12 protein-coding genes and 2 pseudogenes are annotated in these 18,290 nt (G+C 71.1%); 12 read left to right on the forward strand and 2 right to left on the reverse strand.

From position 1 onward, the window contains the following. The 9 genes and pseudogenes from ACF08N_RS16520 to ACF08N_RS16560 all read left to right on the forward strand — a co-directional run. A pseudogene (locus ACF08N_RS16520) lies at nt 1-343 on the forward strand (RNA polymerase subunit sigma-24); the annotation flags it as partial. Between the two features lie 592 nt (nt 344-935). After that, nucleotides 936-1,553: a hypothetical protein gene (locus ACF08N_RS16525; RefSeq protein ID WP_392325309.1), complete on the forward strand. Its 618-nt coding sequence runs from the start codon at nt 936-938 to the stop codon at nt 1,551-1,553. Between the two features lie 192 nt (nt 1,554-1,745). Beyond that, nucleotides 1,746-2,189, forward strand: a complete 444-nt coding sequence (locus ACF08N_RS16530; protein ID WP_392325310.1) for a transposase — start codon at nt 1,746-1,748, stop codon at nt 2,187-2,189. Between the two features lie 402 nt (nt 2,190-2,591). After that, entirely contained in the window at nt 2,592-3,140 is a 549-nt protein-coding gene (locus ACF08N_RS16535; protein ID WP_392325311.1) for a hypothetical protein, read from the forward strand. A 36-nt stretch (nt 3,141-3,176) separates the two neighbouring features. Further along, nucleotides 3,177-5,432: an MMPL family transporter gene (locus ACF08N_RS16540; RefSeq protein ID WP_392325312.1), complete on the forward strand. Its 2,256-nt coding sequence runs from the start codon at nt 3,177-3,179 to the stop codon at nt 5,430-5,432. 78 nt (nt 5,433-5,510) lie between these two features. Beyond that, nucleotides 5,511-10,175: a type I polyketide synthase gene (locus ACF08N_RS16545; protein WP_392325313.1), complete on the forward strand. Its 4,665-nt coding sequence runs from the start codon at nt 5,511-5,513 to the stop codon at nt 10,173-10,175. Between the two features lie 11 nt (nt 10,176-10,186). Continuing rightward, on the forward strand, nt 10,187-10,885 hold the full coding sequence (locus ACF08N_RS16550) for a 4'-phosphopantetheinyl transferase family protein (RefSeq protein ID WP_392325314.1): 699 nt from the start codon (nt 10,187-10,189) through the stop codon (nt 10,883-10,885). 118 nt (nt 10,886-11,003) lie between these two features. Then, the gene (locus ACF08N_RS16555; protein WP_392325315.1) at nt 11,004-13,436 is read left to right on the forward strand and encodes a SpoIIE family protein phosphatase; all 2,433 of its coding nucleotides are present in this window, start codon (nt 11,004-11,006) and stop codon (nt 13,434-13,436) included. 215 nt (nt 13,437-13,651) lie between these two features. After that, nucleotides 13,652-13,882, forward strand: a complete 231-nt coding sequence (locus ACF08N_RS16560) for a response regulator transcription factor (protein ID WP_392325316.1) — start codon at nt 13,652-13,654, stop codon at nt 13,880-13,882. Nucleotides 13,883-13,934: 52 nt separating this feature from the next. Here ACF08N_RS16560 and ACF08N_RS16565 read toward each other — a convergent pair whose 3' ends face one another. Beyond that, nucleotides 13,935-14,933, reverse strand: a complete 999-nt coding sequence (locus ACF08N_RS16565; RefSeq protein ID WP_392325317.1) for a serine/threonine-protein kinase — start codon at nt 14,931-14,933, stop codon at nt 13,935-13,937. Nucleotides 14,934-15,229: 296 nt separating this feature from the next. On the opposite strand from ACF08N_RS16565, the gene cpt reads away from it, so the two are divergent. Together cpt and ACF08N_RS16575 are read left to right on the forward strand one after the other, a co-directional pair. Next, complete coding sequence (gene cpt, locus ACF08N_RS16570; RefSeq protein WP_392325318.1) at nt 15,230-15,751, forward strand: chloramphenicol phosphotransferase CPT; 522 nt, start codon at nt 15,230-15,232, stop codon at nt 15,749-15,751. A gap of 225 nt (nt 15,752-15,976) precedes the next feature. Further along, nucleotides 15,977-16,837 (forward strand): Rieske 2Fe-2S domain-containing protein, encoded by an 861-nt coding sequence (locus ACF08N_RS16575; protein ID WP_392325319.1) that lies wholly within the window; start codon nt 15,977-15,979, stop codon nt 16,835-16,837. Between the two features lie 65 nt (nt 16,838-16,902). Here the strand turns inward: ACF08N_RS16575 and ACF08N_RS16580 are convergent. Next, a pseudogene (locus ACF08N_RS16580) lies at nt 16,903-17,708 on the reverse strand (FAD-dependent monooxygenase); the annotation flags it as partial. A 148-nt stretch (nt 17,709-17,856) separates the two neighbouring features. Between ACF08N_RS16580 and ACF08N_RS16585 the strand changes: the two are divergent. Beyond that, on the forward strand, nt 17,857-18,186 hold the full coding sequence (locus ACF08N_RS16585; RefSeq protein WP_392325320.1) for a TfoX/Sxy family protein: 330 nt from the start codon (nt 17,857-17,859) through the stop codon (nt 18,184-18,186). Nucleotides 18,187-18,290 lie beyond the last annotated feature (104 nt).

Raw genomic sequence — 18,290 nt, forward strand, 5'->3', positions numbered from 1 at the left:
CAAGAAGGAGGAACCGAAGAAGGACGACAAGAAGGAGGAACCGAAGAAGGAGGACAAGAAGCCCGACCCCAAGCCCAAGCCCAACCCTGAGCGTGACGACGACCCCGCGCCTGTCCCGAAGAACCCTGTCGAGCCGGACCCTTTTGACCCCGGAACCGACCCGGAGCCTGTCGACCCCGCGCCTGTCCCGAACAACCCTGACGACCCCGGAACCGACCCGGACCCTTTTGACCCCGGAACCGACCCGGAGCCTGTCGACCCCGCGCCTGTCCCGAACAACCCTGACGACAACCCTGCGCCTGTCCCGGACCCCATTCCCGCACCCAACGTCCCCGCGCCGTAGCCTGCGGCCGAGTCGCCCGCGACCAGCCCCGCCCTCGCCGCGGTAATGGGTTGACCTTCTCCTCCACATACGCGCTGACCGGAGCACGCCGGTCAGCGCGTCCATGTTCTGGGCACCACTTCGCGCATCCCACCGCGGTAGCGAACCAGTACCGCCAACTCCTCCGCCTGCGCGACTTCAAGCCTTCTTGCAGCGAGGACAGGCCGCACCCGGCCCTCGGTCGGGCCGTGCCGCCGTACGCGTCCTCCGCACGCGCTGCCCGATTCCGCCTGTACCACCGCCTCGGCTCCTCATGGGTCCACACGTGCCCGGGGGGCGGTTCCGCGAGCTTTTACCTGGCCCTCCAGCCATCTGTCAAGTCACGACTTATCAGGACATGACGCGGGCTTCTCCGATCGGGCCTACTTGAAGCACGGCCTCACCGGAAAGAGGCGGGGCCGGACGGTAAGGCGGAAATCCTCATCGAGGATTCTCACCTCTCACCGAACCGCCGGTTGTCCCGGCATTGCGGTCCGGGTCGGAAACCCGATCCGCCGACCATATCGCCCCGAACTCTCGGGGCGCATAAATCCCCTCTGTAAGGAGAAAACTCATGTCCCGTGACATTCACACCCAGAGCAACACCCGTTCCCGGCGTCGGGGACTCCGCCTGGCGACGGTCCTCGCCTCGGCCACTCTGATCACCGGGGGCATCGGCCTCTCCGCATCCGCCGCTATGGCGGCCCCGACGTCGACCGTGGGCTACGTCGCCGCAGGCGGCGCCGGCGGCGACGGCGGTGAGGGCGGCAGCAGCGTCTTCGGTCCCGCCGGAGGCGGCGGCTCCGGCGGCTCCGGCGGCGGCAGCGTCTTCGGCGACGGCGGTAAGGGCGGCACCGGCGGCAAGGGCGGCAGCAGCGTCTTCGGCGGTGGCGGCGGCGGTGGCGGCGGCGGTGGCGGCGGCGAATCCGTCTTCGGCAAGGGCGGCGGCGGCGGTGACGGCGGCGCCGGCGGCAACAGCGTCTTCAGCGACGGCGGCGGCGGCGGCAACGCCGGTGGGGGCGGCGGCAGCGTCTTCGGTCCCGGCGGCAAGGGCGGTAACGGAGGTAAGGGCGGCAACACCGTCTTCGGTGACGGCGGCAAGGGCGGTAAGGGCGGGGCCGGTGGCTCCAGCATCTTCGGCCCGGGCGGCCTCGGCGGAATCGGTGGCGCCGGAGGCATCAGCATCTTCTGACCACCACACGTCGGCGGCCCGGACGGACCGTGACGTCCGGGCCGCGAAGGCTCACGTTCTACGGGGCGGGGGTCTCCAGGACCCCCGCTCCTCCCCCCATCAGTCAGCGCGAGCGGCCTAGAGGTCGCCCAGCGCGGTGTCCGGGGCGCAACGCCCGCAGATGACACCTATGAGAAAGACGGAGAAACCCCCATGGCCGGAACTCTCTGGCAGCGTCCATTCATCGTGGCGGTGGCCGCACTGGCTCTCACCACCGGCACCGCGTGCGCCGCACAGGCGTCGCAGGGCCCCCCGGCAGGCACAAGTATTTCCGCCCTCGGCACCGCCGGCTGCGGCAAGGGCGGCGAAGGCGGCAAGGGCGGTGAGCCCGGTCAGCCGGGTGAGCCAGGCCAGCCCGGCCAGTCCGGATGCTTCCAGTTCGACGACGTGGAGGACCTGCCGGACAAGCCGGAGTCGAAGCTCTCTGACGTGGACAAGCTGCGCATCGTGATGGCGGTGATGACCGGGCACGTGACGGAGGCCGAGGTCGCCAAGAAGTACAAGGTCTCGGAAAGCGAGGTGGACGACTGGAAGCGGGATTATCTCGAAGGCGACTGGTCCGCAATGTTCGAAGACAGCTTCCCCTTCCGCCCGTGAACGACCGCGGGCGGAGGACCGGAACCTGAAGACCGAACTCGAGGAGGCACACATCCAGCGGTGGAGGAATCCGCCGTAAACCGTTCGGCCGCCTCGGCACTGCGCCGAGGCGGCCGATCCATGTTCCGCGGCGTCCCGGCTCGATTCGGGCAGGCACCGCCAATCGGCGCCGCCCCGGCCCTCCGCAGGATGAGGGCTGCTCTTATCGGTGTTCCCGTCGCTTGTCAAGTCCCGAACTGTCGGAGCATGACGACCCGGCCTCCGAACGGGCTTACTTAATACGCGCAGGGCGTCGCCCGACAGCCCTTATCGCCTCTTCCATATCGACTTCGCTCAGCGAAGCGGAAAGCGATCAGCGGAATCCATCTCACGAAATTCGCGTATCGGAAAAGGGAGAATTCAATGCGCAGTCTCTTCTCGAAGCGCCGTCTCGGTTTCGCGGTCTCGACCGCTCTGATTGCCGGGGCCGCAATGGTGCCGGCCACCGCGATGGCAGCGCCGATGCCGCAGGGCAACGTGGCGCAGGTGAATGCCGCTCAGCAGCTTCCCGCCGACCGCTCCGGCGACGCCCTCGGCGGGCTCAAGGTGGGCAAGAACGGCAGCGTCCAGGTCGGCGACCGGGTGTGTGCGGGCAACTGCAATGGGACCGCCAACGGCAGCAGCGGCTCCAACGGCGGGGTCTGCGCCGGAATCTGCAACGGCAGCGCCAACGGCGGCGCAGGCACCCAGGGCGCGCCTGGCCAGAACGGCGGCAACGGCGGCCGCGGGGGGATCTGCGCCGGGGTGTGCCACGGCAGCGTCAACGGCGGCGCCGGTGGCAACGGCGGCAACGCCCTCCCTGGCGGTGACGGTGGCAACGGCGGTAAGGGCGGCAAGGGCGGAATCTGCGTCGGCCTCGGCTGCCAGACCAGTGGTCAGGGGGGCCGCGGTGGCGACGGCGGCAACGGCTGACGTACCGAAGCGAACGCCGACCGCACTGGAGACACGATGTTCCACGTAACAGGGGGCCTGGCGACCCGCCGTCCCCGACTCGTCCTTCTCGCCGCGCTTGCGTTCCTGGTGCTGTCCGTCGTGTTCGGTGCGGAAGCGACCGGTCGGCTGAAGACGCAGGGATACGACGATCCGCGATCCGAGTCCAGCCGCGCCGCGGCCGTCGCGGTCGAGCGCCCCGGAGCATCCCCCAACCTGGTCGTCGTCGCAGAGGCCCGCAGCGGTTCCGTCGACGGCCCGGCCGCTCGGAACGCGGGCGAGGGCCTGACCGGACGCCTCGCTGCCCAGCCGCACGTGAGTGCCGTGACCTCGTACTGGACCGGCGGCGCGGCGGAGCTGCGCAGCCGGGACGGCCACGCGGCCATGCTGGTCGCGCACGTGGACGGCAAGGGGGAGGAGCTCGGAGCGCGGGTCAAGCAGCTGAGGGAGGAGCTGACCACCCCGACCGCTTCCGGGACGGCCCTGACCGTGCATGTGGGAGGGACGGCGCTCATCGACGCCGAGCTCCAGGACATCTCGGAGTCCGACCTCAAGAGGGCCGAGTCCGTCGTCCTGCCGGGAACCCTGATCCTGCTGGTCCTGGTGTTCGGCAGTGTGGTGGCCGCGGCGCTGCCCCTGCTGATCGGGATTCTGGCCATCGCCGGGACGCTGCTCGTCCTGAGCGTTCTCGGCAGTGTCACCGACGTGTCGGTGTTCGCGCTGAACCTCACCACGGCGCTCGGCCTGGGGCTGGGCATCGACTACGGGCTGCTGGTCGTCTCGCGGTTCCGTGAGGAGCTCGCCGGCGGACACAGTCCGCGCAGCGCCGCCGTGCGGACCGTGCGCACCGCGGGCCACACGATCGTCTTCAGTGCCGCGACGGTCTCTGCCGCGCTCGCGACGCTGCTGGTGTTCCCGCCGTACTTCCTTCGCTCCTTCGCCTACGCGGGCATCGTCGTGGTGGCGATCGCGGCGGTGAGCGCCGTGACCGTACTGCCGGCACTGCTCACGCTGCTCGGAAGGCGGGTGAACGCCTGGCCCGTGCCCTGGCGCCGCCGGGTCCACGCCGGCTCACGGTCCCGCCTGTGGGAGGGGCTGGCGCGGTTCGTCGTACGCCGCCCGCTGATCGCGGCGCTGCCGGTGATCGGCCTGCTGGTGGTGCTCGCCGGGCCGTTCGCGCACGCCGGTTTCGCCACCCCCGACGACCGGGCGCTACCTGTAAGCGCGTCCAGTCGTCAGACCGGGGACCTGGTGCGCGGCGGATTCGACATGAAGGGCGCCGGCGCGCTCACGGTCGTCACCACGGGTACGGCGTCCCCCGCGGCGCAGGAGGATTACGCCCGGCGGCTGTCCGCTCTCCCGCAAGTCGCCCAGGTTGTGGGGCCCGACGGCAGCTTCCGGCACGGTGAGAAGGCAACGGTCTCCGGCTCTGCGGGCCTGGCCGGGCCCGTCGGTGACGGCCCGGCTCGGCTCTCCGTGGTGCCGTTGGCCGACCCCCAGTCGCGCGCTGCGCAGCAGCTCGTGCACGACATCCGAGCGACTCCCGCACCGGCGGGCTCCGACGTCCTCGTCGGCGGACCGAGCGCGGTACTGGTGGACGCCAAGGACGCGGTGGGAGACCGCGTTCCCCTGGCGCTCGCGTTGATCACCCTCACCACGTTCGTGCTGCTGCTCGGCTTCACGCGCAGCCTGCTCCTGCCGCTGAAGGCCATCGCGCTCAACGCCCTGAGCCTCGCGGCCGTCCTCGGCGCCATGGTGTGGATCTTCCAGATGGGTCATCTGCACGACCTGCTCGACTTCACGCCCGGACCACTCAGCACGACCATGCCGGTGCTGCTGTTCTGCATCGTCTTCGGGCTCTCGGTGGACTACGAGGTGTTCGTCCTCGCGCGCATCAAGGAGGCGCACGACGCCGGGCAGGACAACGCCGGCTCCATCATCTCCGGCATCGCCCGCACGGGCGGCATCGTCACGACCGCCGGTGCCCTGCTCGCTTTCACCCTCCTGAGCTTCGGCACGTCCCAGGTCTCCCTCCTGCAGTTCTTCGGGATCGGCGCCGGGCTCGGCGTTCTCCTCGACGCCACGCTCGTGCGGGGCGTTCTCGTACCGGCGCTCATGCGCCTGGCGGGTGGCCTGAACTGGTGGGCGCCGTGGCCGCTGAGGCGCAAAGTCCCGCAGCCGGCGTCCCACCCTCCTCCGGCCACCGGCGGGAGGTGCCCCACGTCGGTACTGCTTTCCGGACCCCCGCCCACCCCCGCCCCCGCGCGCCGCTGACCACCAGGGCGCACACCCTCGATCCCCGCCGCCCCGGTCGCTGTCCGCCCAAGGGCACAACGACAAGGAAGACCCCTCATGACTGACATCGCCATCACCGGTCTCGGCTGCCGCTTTCCCGGTGCCCCGGACATCCGCGCCTACTGGAACCTCCTGATGAGCGGAGAGCGGCAGTTCTCCGCCGTTCCGGGGGAGCGCTGGAACCACGAGACCTTCCACGCACCGGGCAACCGGTCGGCCCCCCATGCCGCATATACCGACCAGGTCGCCTTCCTGGACGACGTCGACCGCTTCGCCGCCCTGCACTACGGGGTGCCGCCCGCTCGGGCCCGGGCCATGGACCCGCAGCACCGGCTGATGCTCGACGTCACCCGCGAGGCCCTCGACGACGCGGGGCTGGGCCGCGGCGACTTCGACCGGGAGAACACCGGGGTCTTCTTCGGAATATCGGTGTCCAACTACAAGGACCTCATGACGGCCCCCCTCCGGGCCATCGCCCTGGCCGACGAGGCGCGAGGGGCCGCGGCGGACCACGACGGCGTCCTCGACGCCGCCAAGGAGCAGGCCGGGCGGCTCGGCGCCGTCCACGCCTTCACCCTGCCCGGGAGCCTGCTCAACATGGCGGCCGGCACCGTCAGCCGGCAGTTCGACCTCGGCGGCCCCAGCTTCGCCGTCGACGCAGCCTGCTCCGGCTCCCTGGTCGCTCTGGACCAGGCAATGGCCCACCTGCGCCAAGGCACCTCCCGGATCGCCGTCGTCGGAGGTGTGTACCTCAACCTCACCCCCGACAGCCTGGTCGGCTTCTCCAGGCTCCGCGCGCTGTCTGCCACCGGGGTGTGCCGTCCGTTCGACGAGGGGGCCGACGGCTTCGTCCTCGGCGAGGGCGCCGGCGCCGTCGTCATACGGCCGCTTTCCGACGCGCTCGCCGACGGCGACCGTGTCTACGCAGTGATCAAGGGCATCGGCTCGGCCAACGACGGCGCGTCCCCCGGACCGCTGGTTCCCACCGCCGAGGGCCAGCTGCGCGCCATGCGCCGTGCCTATGACGACGCGGGGGTTCCCCCGTCTTCCGTGGGTTTCCTCGAAGCCCACGGCACCGGCACCGCCGCCGGCGACCGCGCCGAAGCGGAGGCGCTGCGCAGGCTGCGCACCGAGTACCCCGACGAGGACCCCGGCCTGTGCTACCTGGCCGCGGGCAAGGCCCTCATCGGGCACTCTCTGTCTGCGGCGGGCATCGCCGGGCTGATCAAGACGGCCCTGGTCGTCCACCACCGCACGATCGTGCCGCAGCCGAAGACCACCCCTCATCCGGACCTGGGCATCTCCGCCGCGGGCCTGCGCTTCGCCGACACCGCACGGCCCTGGCCGAGCGCGCGCACCCCGCTGCGGGCCGCCGTCAGTTCGTTCGGTTTCGGCGGCACCAACGTCCATGTGGTTCTGCAGGAGCAGCCCGCCCCGGATCTCAGCCGCCCCTCGGTACGCACCGGAGCCACCGGCCCTCAGCTGGTCCTGCTCTCAGCCGGCAACACTGCGCTGCTGGACCAGCACATCGGCGACGTACTCGACACGGTGGACCACGCGCCGCGCACGCCGATCACGGCACTGGCCCACACCCTGGGCGCCCGTGAACCGCTGACAGCCCGACTGGCGATCGTGGCCTCCGACACGGACGAATTCGCCCGGCGGCTGCGCCGTGCCCGCCGCCGGCTCGCCGACGGCGCCCGGGGCGACCTGGGCGACGGCGCCTACGCCGCCGACGCCCCCCTGCCGGCCGCCCAGCGCCGCATCGCCTTCCTCTTCCCCGGTCAGGGCAGTCAGCGGCCGGGCATGATGCGGGACCTCTACGAGAGGTTCGCCGGCTTCCGGGCGGCCGTCGACACCCTGGGCGCCGTGGCCCGACGGGAAACCGGCTTCGACCTCACCGGTCTGCTGTACGGCGAGGCCGCGACCACCCGTCGCGAAGCCGAGGAGCTCAGGCAGCGGCTCGCCGCCACCGATGTGTGCCAGCCGCTGCTCGGTACCGTCCAGCTGGCCGCCACCCGTCTTCTCGCCGACTGCGGCATCCAGCCCGACCTCGCCCTCGGCCACAGCCTCGGGGAGTTCGCCGCGGCCGCGGCGGCCGGCGCCCTCACCGACGAGGAAACCGTCCGGCTGCTGGTCCACCGGGGCGCGGTCCTGCGGCAGGCCGAGACCGGCCTGCGGGGCGGGATGCTCGCCGTACAGAGCGACAAGGAGACCTGCCGCCGGCTGATCGACGGCATCGACGACGTGTGGCTCGCCTGCTTCAACCAGCCGCGGCAGGTCGTGGTCAGCGGCACGCCACGAGGGCTCGTGGCCATGCGGCGGGTCTGCGCCGAGGCGGGGGTCGTCACGGTGACGCTCGAGGTGTCCAACTCGTTCCACTCCCCGCGGCTGGCCGGCACCGAGGAGACGATGCGCGCGGACCTGGCCGACCGCACCGTCAGCAGCCCCGTCCTGCCGTTCGTCTCGTCGGTGGACGCGGCGGTCTGCACCGACCCCGGGCGACTGCGCGAGCTGTGGGCCCGTCACGCGTCCGCGCCGGTCCACTTCGCCGATGCCGTCCGCACCGCCTACGACCAGGGGGCCCGCGTCTTCCTCCAGGTCGGCGGCGGCAGCTCGCTCCTCACCTCGGTCCGACGCAACCTCACCGGCCACGGCGACGTTCACGTCGTCCCCGCCACGGGGGAGGCGCCGGACAGCGGACGTGGCTTCGTCCGGGCCCTCGCCCGGCTCGCGGTCCTGGGCGTCCCCGTCGACCCACGCGCCCTGGTTCCCGAGGAGGACCGACGTCTGCTGGACCTGCCGGTGGCGAGGCTCGACACGCAGTCGTACTGGGTGCCGGGCGGGCGCCCCGCGCAGCAGGACGCCCTCTCCGCCTCCCTCCCGCCCCAGCCCGCACCTTCCCAGGAGACCTCGATGAACGACCCGATGCACGCACTGCTCCAGCTGATTCAGCAGCAGGTGACGCTGCTCACCCGCCTCACCGAGGCGCTCCCCGTGCAGAACCCCGCACCGGTCCCCGCCGCACAGGTCACCGCCCCGTCGACGGCCGGGGCCGTATCAGCGCCCGCCTCCCAGGCCATCCGCCCCGTGGCGCCGCCGGGCGTACCCGGCATCGAAGAGGTCACCGACGCCGTGCTCGCGCACGTAGCCCGGATCAGTGCGTTCCCGGTGAGTCATCTGCGCAACGACCAGCTGCTGATCGACGATCTCGGTTTCGACTCGCTCATGCTGACCGACCTGTTCACCTCCCTCAAGCGGCAGTGGCCGCGCTGGACGTTCGACGAAGGGGCTGCTGACCGGCCGACCGTCGGGAGGCTTGCCGCGATGATCGCGAGCCGCTCGCCGGACGCCGCACCGGCAGCCGTCCCCGTGCAACGCGCCGGCCACGGTGACGAAGCCCCGCCGTCGCCGGCCGCCGGCCTGCCCGCGGCCCCACCCCCCGCCGACCCGCTCGCGGACCAGTCCGCGCCGGCCGCCTCCTCCGCCGCCCAGCTGCCCGAGGAGCACACGCGGATCGAGTGCTTCCCGGAGGTCACCGCCCACAGCGAGCGCATCGCCACGCTCGCCCGGATGGGGCTGCCCAATCCGTACTTCCTGGTCCACGAAGGCGGCATGACGGACAGGACCGTCGTCGACGGCCGGGAACTCCTGTCCTTCTCCAGCTACAACTACCTGGGCATGGCAACGCACCCTCAGGTGAACGAGGCGGCCAAGGAGGCGATCGAACGCTGCGGCACATCCGTGTCCGCGAGCCGGCTGCTGTCCGGCAGCCGTCCTCTCCACCTGGAACTCGAAACGGAGCTCGCCGACCGGCTCGGTTGCGAAGCCGCGATCACTCTGGCCAACGGGCATGCCACCAACGTCACCGTGATCGGGCACCTCGTCGGGCCCGGGGACCTCGTCGTCCACGACTCCCTCGCCCACGACAGCATCCTGCAGGGATGCAAGCTCTCCGGCGCGACCCGGCGGCCGTTCCCCCACAACGACGCCTCCGCCCTCGACGCCATCCTCACCCAGGTCCGCCACCAGTACCGGCGGGTGCTCGTCGTCATCGAGGGCGTGTACAGCATGGACGGCGACATCGCCGACCTGCCGGCCCTCGTCCAGGTCAAGCGCCGGCACGGCGCGCTGCTGATGATCGACGAGGCGCACAGCATCGGGACGATCGGCGCGACGGGGCGCGGCGTCGGCGAGTACTTCGGCATCGACCGCTCAGCCGTCGAACTGTGGTCGGGCACGCTGTCCAAGGCACTGGCCGGCTGCGGTGGTTACGTCGCCGGGAGCCGCTCGATCGTCGAGTACCTGCGCTACACCGTTCCGGGCTTCGTCTACAGCGCCGGCATGACCCCGGCCGACACCGCCGCGTCCCTGGCCGCCCTGCGGCTGTTGCGTGCCGAGCCGCAGCGGGTGGCACGTCTTTCTGAGAACGCCGCACTGTTCGCCCGCCTCGCGCGTGATGCTGGCATCAACATCGGGGACAGTCACGACACGCCGATCGTCCCGTGCATCGTCGGGGACTCGCTGAAGACCCTGCGACTCTCGGAGGCCCTGTTCCAGCAGGGCATCAGTGTGAACCCCATCCTGCACCCGGCCGTACCCGAGGAGTCGGCCCGGCTGCGCTTCTTCATCACCTGCGACCACACGCCCGACCAGATCCGTCACGCCGTGTCCGCGGTGGAGCAGGAGCTGCGGCACCCGGCCACGGCTCGCGCCGCCTGACCCCCGCCGCCATGCACACCACCTTCTCGTCGATCGCGCCGGGCCGCGTCCACCGGTGGGGCGGAGCCGCCCTCGTCGTGGCCCGGCGCCCCGACCTCCACCGGGCACCGCTCCTCTCACCGGCCGAACAGTGCGTGGTCCGCGCGCTGCCGGCCTGGCGGCAGGCCGAGTGGCTGGCCGGCCGTCTGCTCGCCAAGCGCCTGGTCAGCGAAGTCCTTGCCGCGCCGACGAACAACGTGGAGATCCTCCCGCGTGACGACGGCAGCCCCTACGTCGTCGTCAGTGGCAGTCCGATGCCGGCCGTCAACGTCTCCATCAGCCACACCGCACACCACATCGCCGCAGCCCTCGCACCGGAACCGGTCGGAGTGGACCTGTGCGAGACCGTTTCGGCCGCCGCGGTGCGCCGTGTCGCGGACCACATCCTCTCGCCCGGGGAACGCTCCGTGTTCGATACGGATGTGGGTGCGGACCGGCCCGAGGCCATGGCCGCCGCCTGGGCGCTGAAGGAAGCCGCGGTCAAGGCCGACAGGAGCGGCCTCTTCGGCTCCGCGCCGCGCCGCATGGTGATCCTCGGCCTCCGGCCGCCCGTCCTCAGCGGACGGCGCCGCGCGATGGTGTGGCAGGCGGGAGACGCGGTCCTCGCCCTTGTCCTCGCGTACCCGTGTCATGCCGCCACACAGCCCCGCACCTCCCGGATGCCCTTGTGACAGCACTGCGGTGGTGCTCCTCGGTCCGCCGGATCATGCTTGTAGTGGAGTCCTTTGCCGTGCCGGTTCCCGTGGGGGACAGCGGGGAAAGGAACTAGCGACGGCGAGATGAGCGGCGATGGAACGACTTCCCATCTCTCCCGGAGAGCGGCCGGAGGAGACGGACGCCTCCCGTGAGTCGGCAGACACGGCCACGGCCACCATCAACGAGCAGGGCATCGTGACCGGGTGGAGTGAAGGTGCCCGTCGACTGCTCGGCTACGTGGCCTCCGAGGTCACAGGGCTGCCGGCCGCTCGTCTGCTCGCTGATGCCGACAGCGATGCGGCATGGAGAGCCCCGCCCGGGCTGGAGCGGTGGAGCGGCACCGTGGGGCTGCGGCACCGGGACGGCCACCGGCTGGACGTGGCACTGCTCGCGCACCGCTGGACGTCCGCCGGCGGGGCCGGCGAATGGCTCTTGGTGTCCCCCATGGTGTACAGGTCACCTACGCCCTGGGACGAACCGATGAGGGAATGGGCGTTCACGCAGTCGCCCTGCCTCATGGCGATCTTCGATGCGGAACTGCGACTGGTGCGGGCGAATGCCGGCATGGAGCGCGCGCTTTCCCTCCCAGAGGCCGTGATCCGCGGGTTGCGTCTGCCGGACATCGCGCCGGATCCCGTGAGCGACGAGACCGAACGGAGGATGCGCCTGGCGCTGGAGACCGGTGAGCCGCAGCATGTGGCGGCCTTCGTTCGCCCCACGGGTGCGACTGCTGGGCACGACTGGGCGACCTCACTGGCGCCCTTGCGGGCCCCGGACGGCAAGGTGCGAGCCGTGTGCCTGGCCGCGCACGACAGGACCGGACTTGACAGGACCCGGCAGCAGACGTCCCTGCTGAAGGACGCCGACGCCCGCATCGGCACCACCACGGACAGCACCCGCACCGCGCAGGAACTGTCCGACGTCACCGTCCCCCGGCTTGCGGACTTCGTAGCCGTCGACCTGCTCGTTCCCGCCCCACGCGGCGACGAGCCGCCTTCGGGCCCAGCGGCGGGACCGGTCACCGTGCGCCGTACCGCTGTGCGGTCGGTCCTGGAAGGAAGCCCGGAGTTCCCGTTCGGGGTCGGAGGGACGACCGTCCATCCGCTGCTGTCACCTCCCGCCGAGTGTCTGGCCGCAGGCCGTGGCGCTGTTTACGGGACGAACGACCCGGACGTCGCCCGATGGGTGGCCCAGGACCCCGGGGCCGCCTGGATCCGCCAGTACGGGACCCACTCCATGATGGTGGTGCCGCTGCGTGCAGGCGGTATCGCTATCGGCATGGCCATCTTCGGCCGTCACCAGCGCCGGGAGCCCTTCGAGCCGGAAGACCTGTGGCTGGCCGAGGAACTCGCCACCCGGGCTGCCGTCAGTATCCACAAGGCGCGCCGCCACACCCGGGAGCGCACCAACACCATGACGCTGCAGCGCAGCCTGCTCCCGCAGACGCTCCCCGATCAGGCGGCACTCGAGATCGCCTCCCGCTACCTGCCCGCCAGTACAGAGTCCGGCGTGGGCGGCGACTGGTTCGACGTGATCCCGCTGTCCGGAGCACGGGTGGCCCTCGTCGTCGGTGATGTCGTCGGCCACGGCATGCGTGCCGCCGCCACCATGGGCCGACTGCGCACCGCGGTACGCACCCTGGCCGACGTCGACCTGCCACCCGACGAGCTGCTCACCCACCTCGACGACCTCATCATCCATTTGTCCGCCGACGAGGCCGGCACGGAAGGCGCGGGGGAAGCGGCCGGGGGCATCGGCACCACCTGCCTGTACGTGGTCTACGACCCGGTCTCCTGCCGCTGCACGCTCGCCCGGGCCGGCCACCCCCCGCCCGCCGTGGTCTCGCCCGAGGGCGCCGTGTACCTCCTCGACGTCCCGGTCGGGCCGCCGCTGGGCCTGGGGGGCCTGCCCTTCGAGACCATCGAGACCGAACTTCCCGAAGGCAGCATCCTCGCCCTTTACACCGATGGTCTGCTTCAAGTGCGTGATCGCGATATCGACGACGCCCTGGACGGGCTGCTGGCAGCCCTCTCCCGCCCCGCCTCCACGCTGGATACCGTCTGCGACCGTGTACTGACGGGTCTGTTGACCCGCCGTCCGGATGACGACGTCGCCCTGCTCGTCGCCCGCACCAGGGCCCTCCATGCCGACCGGGTCGCCGTCTGGGACCTGCCGCCAGAACCATCCGTCGTGGCCGAGGCCCGTCGGCGTACCACCGACCAGCTGACCGACTGGCGGCTCGATGAGGCCGCGTTCGTCACCGAGCTCGTGGTCAGCGAACTGGTCACCAATGCCATCCGCTACGGCCGGCCCCCCATCCAGCTGCGGCTGATCCACGAGAACAGCACCCTGATCTGCGAAGTCTCCGACTCGAGCAATACCGCCCCGCATCTGAGGCGTGCCCGGACCTTCGACGAGGGAGGACGCGGCCTGCTGCTGGTCGCCCAGCTCGCCCAGCGCTGGGGCACCCGGCACGCTCGCATCGGCAAGACCATCTGGGCCGAGCAGTCCCTCGCCGGGTACTGAGGACGCCGAGCGCAGCAGCTGGTCCCCGCGCGCGTGGCGCGACATGCGGACGGTCCTCTGTGACACGCCTGTGACGGTCCGCGGACACCGCTAAGAAGTCGCGCGGGCAGGCTTTTGGACAAGAGGACAAATTGCGACATTCCGCCTTATGTCCCCCCTTGCTCCCGAGGCTGTGAGCAGGAACGACCGAGCCCGTCCCCCTCGGGAGACAAACCATGAGCCTTACCCTCACCACGCCGCACGCCGAGCCTCCCGCAACCGCGCTGGCCCCGCGCGAGCAGGAGACCCTGCGACACATCGCCGCAGGACGCACCTACCTGCAGACGGCCCGCCACATGGGGCTCTCCAAGCACACGGTCGACGCCTACCTCCGCCGCATCCGGGCCAAGCTGGGCATCAACAGCACGGCGGAACTGACCCGACTGGCCATCTCCCTGGGTCTGTGACACCTGGCCACCTGGTGCGGCAGCAACCGGCGACACCAGAGCCGGGAGCGGTCTACGGCCCGCCGCGCGGGCCGCGGAAGACCGCCCGGGCCCAGGCCGGAGGCTCTGGTGGCGGCCCGACGTCCCCCGAGACGCCGGGAGGCCGGGGATCCACCGGGGACGGTGAACGAGCGTGCTCGCCGACGCCGGTCCCGGTGGCGACGCGCAGGGCCGCCACGAATTCCAGGCAGGAGCCGTACCGGTCCTCGGGAATCTTCGCCAGGGCCTTTGCCATGACGTCGGCGGCGGCGGGCGCGATCTCGGGGCGCCTCTCGGTCAGGGGAGGCGGCTGGTCGTACTGGTGCGCCCACAGCAGCGCCACGTCCTCGTCACGCTGGAAGGGCGGTCCGCCGGTGAGGCATTCGTAGACCGCACAGGCGAGGCTGTAGAGATCGCACCTGCCGTCCACCGGCCGGCCGGAGATCTGTTCCGGCGCCATGTAGTCGAGTGTGCCGACGAACTCGCCCGCCGTGGTGAAGCCAGTGAGCGACTGCGTCTTCTTCGTCAGTCCGAAGTCCGTGAGATAGACGTGTTCGGGGTGGTCGCTGTCGGTGCCCGCGGTGACCAGGATGTTGCCGGGCTTGACATCCCGGTGCACCAGATCGTGCTTGTGGGCCGCGTCGAGTGCCGATGCCACCTGGGCGGCGATGCGCAGGGCGGTCGCGACGGGGAGCGGGCCGTCCCGGTCCAGCATGGCCCGCAGGTCCAGACCGGATACATAACGCATGGCGATGTACAGGACACCGTTGGTCTCACCGGCTTCGAAGATCGGCACGATGTGCGGGTGATCGATCGCCGCGGCCACACGTGACTCGTGGGTGAAGCGGCGCCGGAAGGTGTCGTCGCGGGCGCGCTCCGGGGCGATCAGCTTGAGCGCCACCGTACGGTCCAGGCGCAGATCCTTCGCACGGTAGACGACGGCCATGCCACCGCGGCCGATCACGCTCTCGACCTGGTAGCCCGCGATCCGCGCCCCGATCAGCTCGGAGGGCCGAACCGTGTACAGGCTCATGTCATTCGGTGCCATCCCCATCAGGCGCCCCCTCACGGGGCCGACCGGCGACGGCTCCGCACTGTTGCGGTGCGCTGCTCTTCCTGCCTCTCATTCTATTCGCCGCAAGCCAGACCCGACATGGCGCCGAGCACGTGAGGCTGTGGTCGCTCTGGAGGAGCTCGGTCGGGCCCCGCCGCGAAGCTGAGAGCCCGTATTGCCACGTAGACAGTTGTGGCCAGCAGAGCAATGAACGGTCGATATTCGCTTCGTGCCGTGTGGGGGAGGCGCCTTACTGTGGCGCGGTGACGACTCGGATGATCATTCTCAACGGTGGTTCCAGCTCGGGGAAGTCCGGGATCGTACGGTGCCTGCAGGCCGTACTGCCGGATCCCTGGCTGGCGTTCGGGTGCGACTCGTTCGTGGACGCCATGCCCGCGAAGATGCAGGCGTCGGACGGGGGCATCGTGTTCGCGGCCGATGGCGGGGTGAGCGTCGGGGAGGACTTCCGGGTGCTTGAGGCGGCCTGGAGGGAGGGCGTCGTGGCGATGGCCCGTGCAGGCGCCAGGGTCATCATCGATGACGTCTTCCTCGGCGGTGCGGAGTCCCAGCAGCGGTGGCAGAAGGCTCTGGGCGGGCTGGGCGTGCTGTGGGTGGGTGTCAGATGTGAGAGTGAGGTCGCCGCAGGGCGTGAGGTCGCACGAGGAGATCGCATCCAGGGGATGGCCGCATCTCAGGCGGATGTGGTTCATGAGGGGGTGCGCTATGACCTGGAGGTGGACACGACGCATACCGAGTCCCTGGTGTGTGCGCAAACCATCGCGGCCCTCGTCGGCTGATCGCCGGATCAGCTCCCGGGCGCCCGGGCCGCCAGCCGGTCACCCGTATGCCGTACAGCTGGGGGAGCGGCTCGGCGGGTCGTGGTACGCGTCTTCGGCCGGGCGGACCAGGCCCGTTCGGCTCGCCGGGGGGCTCGATTAGCCGGTGACCCGGCCTCGTGGGAACGTGAGGAATCAGTGCCCGGAGCCGATGGTCATGTACGCCTGCGACGAGGAGCGGCCATTATGCGAGAGCGGATCCAACGCGTCATCCAGGACATCGGGGGCCTCACGGCGCTCGACGGCATCTGCGACAAGGCTGCCGGCCGAGTGCAGTGGGTGACCCGTCCCACGGCGGTCAAGAATGCGCTGTCGGGCACCTGGCTGGGCCACCCGGTGCATCCCGCGTTGACGGACCTGCCCATCGGCGCGTGGACCACGGCTTTCTTCCTGGACCTCACCGCGGGCAGGGCCTCGGCCTCCTCGGCACGCCGCCTTGTCGGCCTGGGGCTGATCGCGGCGGTACCTACCGCGGCGTCAGGGGCGTCCGACTGGTCGGACACCTACGGCCCCACACGGCGGATCGGCCTGGTGCACGCCCTGGGCAACTCGGCGGGAACCCTGCTGCAGGCCGCGTCCTGGGTTGCCCGGCGACGGGGACGGCACCGCTTGGGGATGGCGCTGAGCGGCGTGGGGCTCGGGTTCACCGTGTGCACCGCTTATTTGGGCGGCCACTTGTCGTTCGCCCTCGGCAACGGGGTCAATCACACCGCGTTCCAGCCGACCGTCAGCGACTGGACCGATGTCGCTGACCTGTCCGAGCTGGGCGAGGGCCAACTCGTCCGGGTCACTCCGGGCGGAGTGCCGGTGGTGCTCGTCCAACACGAGGGGACGGTGTTCGCGCTCTCGGCCACCTGCGTCCATGCGGGAGGCCCGCTCGACGAGGGCAAGATCGTCGAGGACGGATGCATCCAGTGCCCGTGGCACGGCAGCACCTTCCGGCTCGCGGACGGCCGGGCAGTACGCGGACCGGCGGCAGTCGACGAGCCGAGCTGGGAGGTCAAGGTCACCGACGGCCGCGTCCACGTACGGTCCTCGACCTCCTGAGTCGGGCCGGTCGGCATACTCAACGCCGCCCCAGTGCCCCACCCATTCGGGCCACAACTGCGCGCTCAGCCGACGGCAGCGCCGAACCACCGTGGGAGTCGGCTGAGCAGATCCTGCTGATCTTCACCGACCCACGCCACGTGGCCGTCCGGCCGCAGCAGTACCGCGGGTAGCTCCAGTTCGTCGCTGACGTCGACGACGTGGTCGACCCGATCTGCACGTCGGCGGCCACCGGGTGCCGTTCGCCGTGGTAGCTGTCCAGCAGCCCCGCCGGTGCCCAGCCGCCCACCTCGGCGGCCAGTTTCCAACCGAGGTCGAACGCGTCCTGGATGCCGAGGTTGAGCCCTTGTCCGCCGGTCGGCGGATGGATGTGCGCCGCGTCGCCGGCCAGCAGCACCCGGCCGACCCGGTAACGCTCGGCCAGCCGGGTGGCGTCGCCGAAGCGGGAGAGCCAGCGCGGTGAGTGCACGCCGAAGTCGGTGCCGGCGAAGGCCCGCAGCTGCTGCTTGATCTCCTCGAGCGTCGGAGCGATCGCACGGTCCTCCGCCACCCCTTCGGCGGGCACGATGATGCGGTACATCCCGTCCCCGGTCGGGATGGCGCCGAACCGTAGGTGGGTCTTGCGGACTTCGGCCACCACGGCGGCCAGCGTCTCCGGCGGCACGCCCACCTCCATCTCGCCCAGCAGCGTCTCGACCCTGGCGGGCTCACCGGGGAAGCGGACGCCGAGCAGCTTGCGCACCGTGCTGCGGCCGCCGTCGCAGCCGACCAGATAGCGCGAGCGCAGCTGCGTTCCGTCGGCCAGGTCGACCGTCACCCCGTGCTCGTCCTGGCTGAGCCCGACCAGTTCGCAGCCGCGCCGGATCTCGGCGCGCGGAGTGGGCGCCGGCCTGCTTCTCGCTGGAAGCGTCCTGATCGGCGTGTCCCGATGTCCGTGACCGCTGAGGCGGCTCACGATCGGAGCCGGACGACGCAGGCCGCGACAATTCGTCCCGGGCCAGGGCGTAAGAGGAGCTGAGATGGCATTCGACGAGGGACTCGCAGAACGCATCCGGGACCGGCTGGGCGCGGATCCGGCCATCACGGAGAGGCGGATGTTCGGCGGCCTGGCGTTCCTGCACGAGGGCAACATGGCCGTGGGCGTCATCGGGGACGACCTGATGGTCCGGGTCGGCCCCGACGCCACCGACACCGCCCTGGCAAAGCCCGGGACGAGGGTCTTCGACTTCACCGGCCGCCCGATGCGCGGCTGGGTCGTCGTCGCCGCCTCCGCCCTCGCAGAGGACAAGGCCCTCGACGCCTGGGTCGACCAGGGCCACGCCTTCGCGGCAAGCCTGCCGCCCAAGTAGCCGACCGGCAGCACCCGGACAGCCCGGCCGGTACCGAGCACAGCGCCCAACGCGGGTGGTGGCGCATGCCCCTGGCCGTCGGCCCTGGCCGCCGTCCGCCTGGG

It is taken from the genome of Streptomyces sp. NPDC015127, assembly GCF_043080095.1.
Lineage (GTDB): Bacteria > Actinomycetota > Actinomycetes > Streptomycetales > Streptomycetaceae > Streptomyces.

Bases quoted from the DNA above. Each gene is read 5' to 3' on its own strand.
- ACF08N_RS16525 (WP_392325309.1), top strand. From the start codon at position 936: ATGTCCCGTGACATTCACACCCAGAGCAACACCCGTTCCCGGCGTCGG.
- ACF08N_RS16530 (WP_392325310.1), top strand. From the start codon at position 1,746: ATGGCCGGAACTCTCTGGCAGCGTCCATTCATCGTGGCGGTGGCCGCA.
- ACF08N_RS16535 (WP_392325311.1), top strand. From the start codon at position 2,592: ATGCGCAGTCTCTTCTCGAAGCGCCGTCTCGGTTTCGCGGTCTCGACC.
- ACF08N_RS16540 (WP_392325312.1), top strand. From the start codon at position 3,177: ATGTTCCACGTAACAGGGGGCCTGGCGACCCGCCGTCCCCGACTCGTC.
- ACF08N_RS16545 (WP_392325313.1), top strand. From the start codon at position 5,511: ATGACTGACATCGCCATCACCGGTCTCGGCTGCCGCTTTCCCGGTGCC.
- ACF08N_RS16550 (WP_392325314.1), top strand. From the start codon at position 10,187: ATGCACACCACCTTCTCGTCGATCGCGCCGGGCCGCGTCCACCGGTGG.
- ACF08N_RS16555 (WP_392325315.1), top strand. From the start codon at position 11,004: ATGGAACGACTTCCCATCTCTCCCGGAGAGCGGCCGGAGGAGACGGAC.
- ACF08N_RS16560 (WP_392325316.1), top strand. From the start codon at position 13,652: ATGAGCCTTACCCTCACCACGCCGCACGCCGAGCCTCCCGCAACCGCG.
- ACF08N_RS16565 (WP_392325317.1), bottom strand. From the start codon at position 14,933: ATGAGCCTGTACACGGTTCGGCCCTCCGAGCTGATCGGGGCGCGGATC.
- cpt (WP_392325318.1), top strand. From the start codon at position 15,230: ATGATCATTCTCAACGGTGGTTCCAGCTCGGGGAAGTCCGGGATCGTA.
- ACF08N_RS16575 (WP_392325319.1), top strand. From the start codon at position 15,977: ATGCGAGAGCGGATCCAACGCGTCATCCAGGACATCGGGGGCCTCACG.
- ACF08N_RS16585 (WP_392325320.1), top strand. From the start codon at position 17,857: ATGGCATTCGACGAGGGACTCGCAGAACGCATCCGGGACCGGCTGGGC.